Consider the following 12401-nt stretch of genomic DNA (forward strand, 5'->3'; position numbering starts at 1 on the left):
GCGGGCGAGGCGGCGTAGACCGGCTAGGCAGACCGGCTAGGCAGTGCGGCGGGAAACCATGCGCACAAGCACCCCGGCCACAGCCAGCGCTGCGGCCAGCACCACCGTCCCCACGGCTCCGGGCGAATCCAGCGCTGCCGTAAAGGTTCCGGCGGCGTATTCCTGCATCAGCGCCAGGTCACCCCGGAAAACGCGTGTGCCCAGTGCCCCGGCGACGGCGTCGAACAGGACCGGGACCGTCCACAGCAGTGCCAGATCCACCACCCATACTGCCGCGCGGCCCATCCGGTCCGGCGGGCACCAGGCCAGTGCCAGCCCCGCCAGCACCGCCGGGAACCAGTGGCCCAGCATCGAGACCACCGGAGGCAGGGCGAAGGACTCCCAGAACACCTCACCCCACGCAAACAACCACTCCCCCGTCGGCACCGCCGCCAGCCCGATCCCCAGCGCCGCCACGGCCTTACTCCGCGACCGAACGGCCAGGAGTACCAGCACCGCGGCGGCCATTGCCGCGACCACCCCGGCCAGCAGCCCGTAGAAGTACAGGTCGCCAAGGCTGCCCATGAGCAGCCCGTCACCCAGGACCGTAAAGGCCTGCACCGCGGCAATGACCTGCACCAGCAGCAGTCCCGTGGCCGCCCAGCCGACCGCCACCCAATGGTGGGCCGGAGCCCAAAGCCGCAGTGCCATGGCTGCCACCAGTCCGCCGGTGACCATTAGGCCTACGATCCGGATGGCCATGTACTGGCTCAGCGGCAGCAATGCCACGGGCATATCCTCGGGCATGGTCTGGAAGGCCCACAGATTCTGCAACGGCAGCACCATGCCGGTACCGGCCCAGGGCGCCAATCCCGCCAGCCCGGAAAACACGCCGATTCCCAGCGCGATCAGCACCAGCGCAGGGAACGGGTGCTGCGGTCCGCCGGCCTTGCCTGGGCGGGCTTCGTCGTCGTCGTGAGTGGGCCGGCCCGGCTGCGCTGCGCTGTGACTCATGGAATTCCCCCCGCTGTTGGGCACCGCGCCGGACCGCTCCCGGAAGTGCTGCGGACAGCCTAACGGCGCCAGCCGCCTAGTTCGACGCCGCCAGCCCGCGCATCCTGGTCCGGTAGCGCAGCGGGGACTCCCCGATGCTGCGCTTGAACGCCGTACTGAAGGAGCTCTCCGAGGAAAAGCCCAGGTCTAGGGCCAGGGACCGGATCCGGACGTCCCCGGAGCGCAGCTCCCGCTGCGCCACCAGCATCCGCCAGTTGTTCAGGTAGGTGCGCGGCGGGGTGCCGGCCACCTCACGGAACCGTTCAGCGAAGGCGGTGCGGGACATCGCTGCCGCACGCGCCAGCTCTTCCAGGGACCAGGGTTTGTCCGGCCGGGAGTGGATCAGGGCGACGGCGGGCCGCAGGCGGTCATCGGTCAGCAGTTTCAGCCAGCCGATGGGCAGCTCCGCCTCTTCCAGGAAGGCCCGGAGCACATCCACCAGCAGCAGCTGCCCGTACTGCCGGACCGCGAACTCCGATCCCATCCGCGCGTTGGACACCTCCGCGAAGAGCCGCTCGATCAGCCCGTGCATCTGCGGGGCGGCTGCGGAGCCGGAGCGGATGTGCGCCACGGGCGGCAGGGCCTGCAGCAGCAGTTCCCGCCCGGCATCATTGACGGCAATCCGGCCGCCGATGATGATGTCCTCCTCGCCGGGTTCCCCCTCCCCCACGCGGACAAAGGTGCCGCTGGCCGGCGGATCCAGCCGGACCGGCACGCTGTCCCCGGCGCCTTCCCCGGCGCCGCCCCCGGCGCCGTCCCCCGTGCAGCCCTCTAACCGGAGCCAGGTGCGGCCGTTGAGCACGGCCACCTCGCCGGCTTCCAAAAGCAGCGGGGTTTCTGCGCCGTTGGTGGACACCCGCATGGACCCCTGCACCACGGCGAAGAACTTCAGGTCCTCCTCCAGCAGGGTCTCCGACTCCCAGCGCCCGTGCACCGCCGTACTGCCCGAGATGATCCCGCGCACCTCAATGAAGTCCAGCACTTCCGACAACCGGTCATTCGCCATGTTTGTACTCTAGAGCAATAAATGCGGACTTTAAGTTATTCCGCGTACAGATTTTCGCGGGCAGACTGGGAGGCGTCCTCCAGTTCGGAGGAAAGGTTTTCTTTAGGAGTTCCCATGAATGACAGCATGATTACCCTCGTCACCGGCGCCAACAAGGGCATTGGCCGGCAGATCGCCGGGCAGCTGTCCGCGCTTGGCCACACCGTGGTGGTGGCCGCACGGAGCGCCGTCGCCGGCGAACGGGCAGCGGCAGAGCTGCGGGCCGAGGGCGGCGACGCCTTTGCCGTGGTCCTGGATGTCACTGACCGCGACTCGGTGGAAGCCGCCGCCGACGCGGTCAAAACCCGCTTCGGCCGTCTGGATGCCCTGGTCAACAACGCCGGCATCGTCGCGACGCCGGGGGTCAGCTTTGCCGCCCAGCAGCCCGGCTCGGTGGACGTCAATGAGATCCGTTCCGTTTTCGACACCAACTTCTTCGGCGTCATCAACGTAACCTCGGCGTTCCTGCCACTGCTGCGCCTGTCCCGGACCCCGCGGATCGTCAACGTCTCCAGCGTGGCGGGATCGCTCACGGCGGTCTCCGATCCGGCTAATACCGACCCGATCGCGGCCGGCTACGCCCCCTCCAAGACGGCACTGACCTCGCTGACGCTGCAGTACGCGAAGGGCCTTGCGCCGGAAGGGATCCTGGTCAATGCGGTGTGCCCCGGCTTTGTGGCCACGGACTTGAATGGTTTCCGCGGTACCCGCACCCCGGAACAGGGCGCTCGGGCTGCGGTGCGGATGTCCACCATTCCCGCCAACGGTCCCACCGGCACGTTCAGCGACGAAGACGGCCCGCTGCCCTGGTAACGGCGTACCGGATTGGGGCGGCGGGGCAGGGTGGTCCGGACCAGGCGGCCTTGCCGCCGTGTCCGCTCAAAACCGGTACTAGCCATGCCGACGCCGGGCGGTTAGGGTCTGGATAGCCTGCGGCACGCTTGTGCCGGACGTGCCGGACGCGTTCCCGCCGTGGGCTCCGCTATCGGGGGATGGATCGGCTTGGAAACTCGGAGTTCAGGTATTTTCGCGGCGCTGCTGCTGGCCGGTCTGCTCGCCGGGTGCGGTGCCACCGATGCCGAGATGAACGAGGCCCGCGCCCGCGCCGAGGCCAGTGCAAGCCCGTCGCAGGCAAAAAGGACCCTGCGTCCCTGCCCGGGCGGGAAAATTCTGCGTACGGAACCGTCCGGCATGCAGAGCATTAGGCCGGAATGCTACGACCAGGCCGTTGCCGAAGCCATCGCCGAATTCCCGGAGCCGCTGCCTGCCGGTGTGGAATGGCAGGTTGAAACCACCGACTTCAGCGACCCCGAGGTCCGGGCGAAGCTGGGCGACATCAGCATCGCGGACGGCAACCAGGACAACGATGTGGCCGCCTACTGGCTCTGCGCCTGGATGGACGCCTATATCTCAGCCTCAGACGCCGGTGACGCGGCAGCACAGGAACAAAGCATGGGTTACCTGGCCAAGTACACGAGCCTGCCGGCATCCCGGGAATACATGGTTAACCCGGAGGTCTTTGACGCAGCCGTAGTTGAGCCTGCCAGGGCCGGGAATCCCGCAAAACTCCGGGAGTACTACAAGGGCAGCTGCTCGGCCTTTCAACGGGCGGCGCATCCGGGATCCTAACCGGGGCGGCCCGCTCCGGCCGGAAGCCTTCGGCGAAAGGCGGGCAGGAGCAGCATTCCCCGGTAGATGCCGTACCCGAGGGGAGCTCCTCCGGTATTGGCCAGCAGGTCATTCACGTCCGCAACATGACCGCCGTTCCACAAAACGGCGTTGGCGTACTGCGGCAGTTCCATGGTGAGGCTGACCAGGAACCCCACGAGCAACACCCGTGGTGCCGAACGGATGCGGGAGATGAGCGGCAGGAGCATGCCCAGAGGGATGAACACCAGGATGTTTTGCAAAATGTCATCCCACTCTGCGTTCTGCAGCGGGACCAGGTTCAGGCTCCCCCAACGCGGGCTGGAGCCGGCCGCAAACTGAATCGGGAAGAGCGTGTTCCCGATGACACCGCCCTATTGGGCGGGCCAAACCACCTCGAAGCGCTCGAACACCAACTCGTCGGACTCGGACCAGCTGCCGCCCCGCGCGGCTGCGGTGCGCTCCCAGAACCGTTGATGTTCCCGCCGCCAGGAGTCCAGGCTGAGATCGTCCTCCCCCTCATCGCGGGCGAGAGCTTCATCAGCATCGTTGAATGTGCCGAGCCTAAGCTCCGTGGTCCGCAGGATCACCCGCGGCACGCCGTCGCCGTCGCACACAATCCAGTGAAGCCCGATGCGCGGCAGGGGCTCGCCCTCGTCCACGTATTCGGCAACGTGCGAGGAAGTGGCGCATTTGGTGCCGTCCAGCACCAGGGCCAGCAGTTCGTCGGCCAGGGCCGGAGAGTCACCGAACGCCTCGACGTTGTAGGTTCCGGCGGCAGCCGCTTGGGCAGGGAAAGCTGCTGCATAGGCATCCCAGAGGTTCGCGGCGGCGTCGAAGTCCAGCTCCGGCGAAAAAGGCTCATTCATACCGGCAAGTCTGCCACTGCCGTTACTCCCGGCCTGGACAAAGCCATCCTTGAACCCTTTCCGCATCAAAGTGCGCTATTTTCAGCACATGCCGGAGAAGGATGTCGGCCCGCAAATGACCGTGGCTGCGAAAACTCGCAAGTCCCCCAACTTTCGCGACGATTTGCTGCGGGCCGACACCCTCACCGTACATGATCGGAACATGTTCCGAAATAGACTAATTGCTCAGCCCGGAAATTGAGGATCCAGATTTGTCCAAGACCCTGCACGAAACGGCACAGGAAGCGTTTCAGCGCCTCCGGCTGCCTGCCCGTGTCACCCTTGATTCCCTGATTGAACGTGTTCAGGTGCTGCGTAACCGCCGGATGGTGATCATTGAAAGCGACAAACTCACGGGCACCAAGATCTGCGGACTGTGGATTCCCCGGGAGCATGTGGACGTGGTCTATCACTCCGCCACCAGGGGCGTGCTGCACCGCCAGCAAATGATCCTCCACGAACTGGCCCACATGATCCTCAGGCACGATGAAGCTGAAGGCGCCACCTGGCAGGGCATCAAGGCTTTCCAGGAGCTTTCCGGTGAAGTGGTGGCAAAGGCCCTGGCCCGCGGGGATTTCCGGTCCGATCTGGAAGCCACCGCCGAATACCTGGCAGACCTCCTAGCCGCCGCCATCAGGGAATCCAGCCAGGAAATCTACAGCTACGAGGCCTATTTCGAATGATCACTATTCTTGTTTCCGTCTTTATGTGGCTGCTTGTCCTGACCCTGCTGCTGCGGGCGCGTTCCCGACCCGACAACACCATGCTGAAAGCCGCCGTCGTCATAGCTGCGTCGCTTACCACCAACATCAATGGCGTTTATCTGTGGGCGGCGCATCAATTGCCCTGGCCCAATGCCCTGGACCTGGTCTCGAATATTTTCCTGATTGCCGGCATTTACTATCTGTCCCGCGCAATCGCCCGCGGAGCAGCGGCCGGAGACACCGGCGCGGCTCCGGGGCAGCACTGGATTCCCGCCGCTGCTGGCGCCACCATCCTCGTTATGGTGGTGAGCTTCGCTTTCATTGACGATCCGGCTGTATCAACCACTTTTATGCTGGATTACGGGGATCAGACGGCCGCGGCGATCTATTCGGGTATCCAGTACCTGTACCTCTTTGCCGTGCTGGCGGGAACGTTGCTCACCTGCATCCGGAATGTGCCGCACATGCGGCGACGGCGCTTCCGGGCCGGGTTTAGGATCATCGGCTGGGGCTGCTGCGCCGGGATGGTGCTGTGCTCATCGGTGATCGTGATGGATGTAGCCCACGTAGCGGGTGCCGAAAGCCTGATGCGGGCTGTCGGCACGGTCTATGACATCTCCTATGCCCTGACGGTGCTGCTGCTGGCGTCCGGCCTGGCCGTTCCGCCACTGGGCAGGGTCCTGAGCGAATTCAGCGTCCGCCGGCAGATTCAGGAACTGGAACCGCAGGTAAAAGCCCTGTGGCTGTCCACCGTAGCCATGGCTCCGGCGGTCAGCCTGCTCGGCACCACGGCGGGGAGTGTTGCCGCTGGTCCCGAGAAAACCGCGCGGGACGCCACCGACACGATTCACCGCCTGGTGATCGAGATCCATGACTGGATGAATGTCAGCGGCCAGCCCGCACTGTCCGTGGAGCATCAGTCCGTCCTGGCCCGAGCGGAAGCGCTCTGCTTGCAGCAGGGCCGGGCCGTCCGGTGAACCGGTTCAAGGCGGCGCTTCTGGCCTCCGCCGCAGCCGTCGCCGCGCTCCCGCTGCTGGCCGGGCCTCTCATCCGCGCCCAGGCAACCGATGCCGCGCAGAGCAGGCGGCTGGTTCCGGTCCGCGGCCACGGCCACTGCCACGGCCACGGCCAACAGGATTCAGGCGTGTACCTGGATTTTGATCCCGCCGGGTTCGCGGCCCACCCCGGGCGCCTGAGCATGCGCGCCGCGTCCGGGGGCGAACTCATCGTCCTCGGGCCTCCCGTCCTCGAACCGCCCGCCGCAACCCGTGCCACCCCACCCCGGGTTTTCCCTGGACAGCCGCTCCGGGGACTGCGGCGGACCGTGGAACGAGGCGATCCCGCCCGTGTTCTCCGCGACGGCAAGGGACAACTCAGCGGCCACCTCGGGGAAACCCCGGCCGATTTCGGTTTCCGGTACGAGGACGTGCAGATCGGCGGCTTGCCCGCCTGGGTTCTCCCCGCCGAAGGTCCCGGTGATGTATGGGTCATTCACGTCCACGGACTGGGGAGCTCGCGGAGCCAGTGCCTGCGTGGAGTCCGGGCGTTTTCCCGGCTCGGCTACACCTCGCTGCTTCCCTCCTACCGGACATCCCTGGACCTTCCCGGGCGGCCGCGGCGCAGCCACCTGGGCGTCAGCGAGTGGACCGAAATCGAAGCGGCACGCCGCTACGCTCTGGCCCGTGGAGCCCGCAGGATCATCTTCGTTGGCTGGTCGCTGGGCGCCTCCATTGTCGCGCGCGTTCTGCAGGAATCTCCGGGCGGGAGCACGGCGGGTGCCCTCCTCGTCTCCCCCGCCCTGGACTGGCCCGCCATCATCACCGCACATTTGCGGAAGGCCGGCTGCCCGGAATTCGCCGCCCGTTGGCTGCCGTCTACCGTCAATATTCTTCGCCCCCGGGGCGAACCGGTAATCCGGTGGCACCAGATGCCGGGCGTCACCATGCAAAGCTATCCAGCGACCCCGACTATGATTTTTCATGGCTCAGATGATCAATCAGTTCCCGTAGAGCTTTCCCGGATATTCGCATCCAAGCACTTGGCCTCTGTGCAGCTCATTGAGTTTGCCGGTGCCCATCACACGCTGGAATGGAATTCCGCCCCGGCGTTATGGGATGAGGCCGTCACTGCCTGGTGCCATTCCCTCGGGCTGGCAGGAGAACACTCCATCGAAGACTTTTCGGAGGCGAAATAAAACCGTGACCGGTGAGAGCGCCGCCCAGCGCAACCTAAAAGACGCCCAGATCCTTGCCCGGAAAATCGATCTGCTGTTGGACGTGGTGGTCGCCGCCGAGGGCAGGCCCTACGAATTCCAGGACATCCAGTCCGCCCTGGCGGACAAAGGCGTCAAACTGTCCCGCACCCGCTGGCACCACATCAAGGCCGGGGACGCGACCGTCCGGCAGCCTTCGGAAGTCCTGGCGGCCCTGGCCGAATTCTTCGACGTTAATCCCGATTACCTGCTCGAATCGGACGGCAAAGTACCTGAGCGTATCCAGCATGAACTGGAACTGCTGGCCGCCATGCGCCGCGCCAAGGTCAAGGAATTCGCCACGCGGACGCTGGCCGAAGTCGACAATGAAACCCTGGACGCAATAGCTGCCCTCCTGGACGACTCCACAAAATACTGACCACTTCGACGACGACGGCGGTACCGCCCGAGGTGCCGCCGTCGTCGTCAGCGGTGGAACTTGCCTAGTGCTGCACTTGGCGGGCCGGCAGCAGCGGGGTGAAGAACTGCGCCAGTTCCGCGGTGGCCGTCAGCGGCAGCACGTTGGCCACGTACTGGTCCGGCCGGACCACCACTACGGCGCCGCTGCGGGAGATGCCGCGGGCCTCGAAAATGTCCGCCGCCGGGTCCGTGCCGTAGACCTTCGCCAGGTCGCGCAGCTGGAACGGTCCGACCTGCGGCTTGAACACGGCCGGCACGGCGTTGATGTCAATGCCGGTGTGGTCCTGCTGGTAAATAACCTTGACGTCGAACCACGCGTCGCGGTCCAGGCCTGCCGGGGTAGCGGCCAGCGGCGACTCCGGGGCGGTGTCCAGCCAGTCGGCCAACGCGGTGAGGGCCGAGTCCGTGCCGGCCGGCGCGGCGTCCGCGAACACGTAGATCCGCCAACGGCCGTCGGCCCGGGCCTGGTGGCCCAACTGCACCGGGTTGGTGTCGCTGACCCGCAGCACCGGCGCTGACTTGAAGCGCTTGCCGAGGGTAAAGCCGGCGGCCAAATCCTGGTGCGTACCCTCGGCGACCAGCAGGGAGCGCGTGTACTCGGTCATGAACCCGGCCGGGAATTCGGCGGTGCGCACGTAGAAGTCCTCCAGGTCCGAGGGGTTCTCGAACTCCTCGGGCTTCTTGGCCATGAGGCTGGACCATTCCTTGTCGAAATCGATGAGGTTCTTTGCCACCACCTGGCGTTCGGCCGAGTAGGTGGAGAGCAGCGCCTCGGGGCTGCGGCCGTCCAGCACGTGGCCGAGCTTCCAGCCGATGTTGAAGCCGTCCTGCATGGACACGTTCATGCCCTGCCCGGCCTTGGCGCTGTGCGTGTGGCAGGCGTCGCCGGTAATGAACACCCGCGGGCTGCGGGCGCCGAGGTCCTCGGGCCGCACGTCGTCGAACCGGTCCGTGAGCCGGTGGCCCACCTCGTACACGCTGTGCCAGGCCACGTTGCGGACATCGAGCGTGTAGGGGGCGAGGATGCCGTTGGCCTTGGTGATGATCTGGTCGATGGTGGTCTTCCGGACCGCCCCGTTGTCGTCGTCGGGGACCACGCCCAGGTCAACGTACATGCGGAACAGGTGCCCGCCCTCGCGCGGAATGAGCAGGATGGACCCGCCGTTGGAGGACTGGATGGCGCACTTGGTGCGGATGTCCGGGAAATCCGTGGTGGCCAGCACGTCCATGACACCCCAGGCGTGGTTGGCCTGGTCACCGTCCAGGGTGCAACCGATGGAGTCGCGGACCTTGCTGCGCGCGCCGTCGGCGCCCACCACGTACTTGGCTTTCACCGTCCGCTCGGTGCCCTCGAGCGGGCCGGCGGTATGCCGGAGGGTGACGGTGACCGGGTACTCGGCGTCGTCGTCGACCTCCAGTCCCACAAATTCCAGGCCGTAGTCCGGGGCCATGCGCGCCGGCGAGTTGGCCATGAACCGGGCGAAGTAGTCCAGCACGCGGGCTTGGTTCACAATCAGGTGCGGAAATTCGCTGATCCCGGCCGGATCATCAAGGGCGCGGCCGGCGCGGACAATGCGCGAGGGGTCCTCGGGGTCCGGGCGCCAGAAGCACATTTCGGTGATCCGGTACGCCTCGGCGGTGATTTCCTGAGCGAATCCGAAGGCCTGGAAGGTTTCCACGCTGCGGGCCTGGATGCCGTCGGCCTGGCCGATCACCAGCCGCCCGTCACGGCGTTCCACAATCCGGGTGGTGACGTTGGGGAACTGGGACAGCTGCGCCGCGGCGAGCATGCCGGCGGGGCCGGTGCCGACAATGAGCACGTCCACTTCCCCGGGCAAGTCTGCGGGCCGGTCGACGCCGACGCCGGCGGCGGGTTCGATGCGCGGGTCGCCGGATACGTAGCCGTGGTGGTGGAACTGCACGGATGTCCTCACTTCGTTGTGCCGTAGGTGCCGCCACACGGCTTTCTTCAAGCGTGTTCGATATTCGGGCACGCCGTTCGATAGCCGGAGGGGTGTAGCCACTGTACGGGAGGCATGACGCAGGTCACAATTTCCCAGCCCGTTCCGTTGGGACGGAAATCGACCGGTTTGGGAAGAATCGACCGGTTTGCAGCGGAGGGATTTCCCAAAATGGCAGCAGAATCCCAAACCGCAGGGAAGGACGCACCGCGTTTTCCGCGCGCTTCGCCGCACTGGTAGGCGAACCGCCCATGAGTTACCTGACCAGGTGGCGGATGGGTCTGGCGCAGTCCCGGTTGTTGGAGGGCTCGACGTCGATCTCCGCCCTGGCCGGCGAGCTCGGCTACCGATCCGGGGCATCCTCCGCCCGGGCCTTCCTGCGGGTGGTGGGGCAAACGCCGGGATCGGTCCGCACACGGCGTGACGCTGCAGCTTCCCGTTTCTGCTGCCGTCTCCCGCTTCTGCTGCCGCTTCAAACCGGCAGCAGAAGCCCGAACCGGCAGGGAAAATCAGCTGCCCGCACTACAACCGGCGGGCTGCAGCGGAGGTGCCGCATGTCAGGGTTACGGCCACCAGTGCGCCGCCGGAAACCAGCACGGCAGTGCCGGCACCGCTTGTATCGCTGAGCCAGCCCAGCAGGTTGTTCGCGAACAGCACCGGCAGCGTCTGCACAAACAGGCTGATGGACTGGATCCGGGAAAGGTATTCGTCCGGCACCTCGGTCAGGAGCACCGGCGCCGCCTTCGCCACGAAGTACCCGGTTCCGCAGCCTGCCGCCACGCAGGCCGCCCCGGCCCACCCCGGCGTCGGAACCACCGCGACGGCGAGCATGGCCAGTCCCGTGACCGCGGTGCCGGCCAGTGCAGGCATCCGGGTGAGGCGGGAGTGCGGGCGGAGCAGGAAGAGGACCGAACTCAGCAGCACGCCCGCGCCGTAGGCTCCGGCCATGCTGCCGGCTGCGGCGCCGGGCCAGCCCTGGTCCCGGGCCAGCAGCGGCAGCAGCAGCCCGGTCAGCGGAATGACGAAGCCGGCAATGAAGGCCAGCAGCACCAGGATCACCCGGACCGCCGGTGTCCGGAGGGCATAGGCCAGGCCGTCCCGGACCGCCACCGAGAGGTTCCTGCCGCTGGAGGCACGGGCCACGGGAAGCCGCCGGGTCCGGAGGGTCAGCAGTATCAGGAACATGACGGCGAACCCGGCCGCGGCTGCCGCGGTGCCGCCCTGCAGGGACAGCACCATCACCACCGCTCCTCCCAGCACCGGTCCCGCGACGCCGATCAGCTGGAGCACAATCTGCCGGGCTGCGGCGGCCTGCCGCATCTGGCCGGGCGGGACCAGATAGCGGGGGAAGGCGCCAGAGGCCGGGCGGTAAAACGCATCCGCAACACCCATCAGCCCGGCAGCCGTCATCAGGACCCACAAGGGCGTTCCCACCAACAGCACCACCACGGTCAGTGCGGCACAGACCACCGCCATCAGACCGTCTGCCGTAACCATCACCGCCCAGGCCCCGAACCGGTCCGCCACCGACCCTCCCCACAGCGACAGCAGCAGGCGAGGCAACAGTCCGGCGCTGAGCACCAGTCCGGCTGCGGTGCCGCTGGTCCCGGCCGCCACCCAGGCCAAGCCGAAGGTCAGCACGGCGTTGCCCGCCACCGTCCAGATGAACCCGAACAGCCACCAGCGGTACGCCCCCGGCAGCCGGGTGGGTTGGTGCGCAGCGCGCAGGTCCGTGCTGGCAGAGCTCATGCGTATCCCCCCATTTTGAACTGATCCAGACGTCCAGATCACTTGTGATCCAGAACAATAGATCAGTTCGGCGGTGCCGTCTATGCTTTTCCCATGGAGCGGGACAGGGACGCCACGGCAGCGGAAGCAAAAGCACTGGCGCACCCGGTGCGCATCCGGATTCTGCAGGCACTGCGCGGGGAAGCCAAAACCAACAAGGAAATTGCCGCCGAGCTGGGCACCACGCCGGGGGCGACCCTGCACCACATCAACCGCCTTGTGGACCAGGGGTTCATCGTGGTCCAGGCCGAGCGCACCGGCAGGCGCGGAGCGCGGGAAGTGCCGTATCTGGCCACCGGCAAAACGGCTACCCTGTCCTTCCCGGGCACCAGCGCAGAGTCGATGAGCGTCCGCAACGCCATCCTGCGCTCCGGACTGGATTCCTATGCGGCGGCACCGGAAGCGGACCGTTTCGGCGAAGCGTCCTACACCCTGCACCTGACCCCGGACCGGCTCGAAGCCTTCCGGGCCCAGCTGGCGGCGGTGGTGCGCGAGTTCAAGGACGACCTGCCCGGGGCCGGCAGCGACAAGTACGGCTTCTTCTGGGCCGGTTTCCGGCATACGTCGGGGTAAACCCCGCGGTTTGGGGAAAACCGTACGGTTTGGGAAATTCCTGCCGTTCCGCAGCGGAGGGATTTCCCAAAC

At 66.6% G+C, this 12401-nt stretch carries 14 protein-coding genes; 8 read left to right on the plus strand and 6 right to left on the minus strand.

The window, feature by feature from the left end; translation table 11 throughout:
- Positions 1-36: 36 nt before the first annotated feature.
- Together LJ754_RS04715 and LJ754_RS04720 are read right to left on the minus strand one after the other, a co-directional pair.
- Positions 37-993 (minus strand): hypothetical protein, encoded by a 957-nt coding sequence (locus tag LJ754_RS04715; RefSeq protein ID WP_227925732.1) that lies wholly within the window; start codon positions 991-993, stop codon positions 37-39.
- A 76-nt stretch (positions 994-1069) separates the two neighbouring features.
- Positions 1070-2038 carry an AraC family transcriptional regulator gene (locus tag LJ754_RS04720; RefSeq protein WP_227925733.1) on the minus strand — a complete coding sequence of 323 codons (969 nt, stop codon included), beginning with the start codon at positions 2036-2038 and terminating at the stop codon, positions 1070-1072.
- A 114-nt stretch (positions 2039-2152) separates the two neighbouring features.
- On the opposite strand from LJ754_RS04720, the gene LJ754_RS04725 reads away from it, so the two are divergent.
- Positions 2153-2890: an SDR family oxidoreductase gene (locus LJ754_RS04725; protein WP_227925734.1), complete on the plus strand. Its 738-nt coding sequence runs from the start codon at positions 2153-2155 to the stop codon at positions 2888-2890.
- A 189-nt stretch (positions 2891-3079) separates the two neighbouring features.
- Positions 3080-3706 carry a hypothetical protein gene (locus LJ754_RS04730; RefSeq protein ID WP_227925735.1) on the plus strand — a complete coding sequence of 209 codons (627 nt, stop codon included), beginning with the start codon at positions 3080-3082 and terminating at the stop codon, positions 3704-3706.
- On the opposite strand, the gene LJ754_RS04735 is transcribed toward LJ754_RS04730, so the two are convergent.
- Together LJ754_RS04735 and LJ754_RS04740 are read right to left on the minus strand one after the other, a co-directional pair.
- Entirely contained in the window at positions 3703-4089 is a 387-nt protein-coding gene (locus tag LJ754_RS04735; protein ID WP_331461508.1) for a VanZ family protein, read from the minus strand. The two genes, LJ754_RS04730 and LJ754_RS04735, sit on opposite strands and share 4 nt — an antisense overlap.
- 9 nt (positions 4090-4098) lie before the next feature.
- The gene (locus LJ754_RS04740; protein WP_227925736.1) at positions 4099-4593 is read right to left on the minus strand and encodes an ASCH domain-containing protein; all 495 of its coding nucleotides are present in this window, start codon (positions 4591-4593) and stop codon (positions 4099-4101) included.
- 251 nt (positions 4594-4844) lie between these two features.
- Between LJ754_RS04740 and LJ754_RS04745 the strand changes: the two genes are divergently transcribed.
- From LJ754_RS04745 to LJ754_RS04760, 4 genes are read left to right on the plus strand one after another with little or no spacing between them, the layout of a single operon-like run.
- Positions 4845-5315, plus strand: a complete 471-nt coding sequence (locus tag LJ754_RS04745) for a hypothetical protein (protein WP_227911998.1) — start codon at positions 4845-4847, stop codon at positions 5313-5315.
- Positions 5312-6313 carry a hypothetical protein gene (locus LJ754_RS04750; protein ID WP_227925737.1) on the plus strand — a complete coding sequence of 334 codons (1002 nt, stop codon included), beginning with the start codon at positions 5312-5314 and terminating at the stop codon, positions 6311-6313. The genes LJ754_RS04745 and LJ754_RS04750 overlap by 4 nt, the downstream gene beginning before the upstream one ends.
- Positions 6310-7530, plus strand: a complete 1221-nt coding sequence (locus tag LJ754_RS04755; RefSeq protein ID WP_227925739.1) for an alpha/beta hydrolase — start codon at positions 6310-6312, stop codon at positions 7528-7530. Before LJ754_RS04750 ends, LJ754_RS04755 begins: the two co-directional genes overlap by 4 nt.
- Before the next feature lie 4 nt (positions 7531-7534).
- On the plus strand, positions 7535-7966 hold the full coding sequence (locus tag LJ754_RS04760) for a hypothetical protein (RefSeq protein WP_227925740.1): 432 nt from the start codon (positions 7535-7537) through the stop codon (positions 7964-7966).
- 64 nt (positions 7967-8030) lie between these two features.
- Here LJ754_RS04760 and LJ754_RS04765 read toward each other — a convergent pair whose 3' ends face one another.
- The gene (locus tag LJ754_RS04765; protein ID WP_227925741.1) at positions 8031-9929 is read right to left on the minus strand and encodes an FAD-binding monooxygenase; all 1899 of its coding nucleotides are present in this window, start codon (positions 9927-9929) and stop codon (positions 8031-8033) included.
- 221 nt (positions 9930-10150) lie between these two features.
- Here LJ754_RS04765 and LJ754_RS04770 point away from each other — a divergent pair, with 221 nt between their 5' ends.
- Entirely contained in the window at positions 10151-10594 is a 444-nt protein-coding gene (locus tag LJ754_RS04770) for a helix-turn-helix domain-containing protein (RefSeq protein ID WP_227925782.1), read from the plus strand.
- Here the strand turns inward: LJ754_RS04770 and LJ754_RS04775 are convergent.
- Positions 10491-11717, minus strand: coding sequence for an MFS transporter (locus LJ754_RS04775; protein WP_227925743.1), 1227 nt, complete (start codon positions 11715-11717; stop codon positions 10491-10493). The genes LJ754_RS04770 and LJ754_RS04775 overlap by 104 nt on opposite strands.
- 93 nt (positions 11718-11810) lie before the next feature.
- Here LJ754_RS04775 and LJ754_RS04780 point away from each other — a divergent pair, with 93 nt between their 5' ends.
- Entirely contained in the window at positions 11811-12329 is a 519-nt protein-coding gene (locus LJ754_RS04780; protein ID WP_227925744.1) for an ArsR/SmtB family transcription factor, read from the plus strand.
- Positions 12330-12401: the final 72 nt, after the last annotated feature.

Source organism: Arthrobacter sp. zg-Y40 (genome assembly GCF_020731535.1).
In the GTDB taxonomy this organism is placed as follows: Bacteria; Actinomycetota; Actinomycetes; order Actinomycetales; family Micrococcaceae; genus Arthrobacter_B.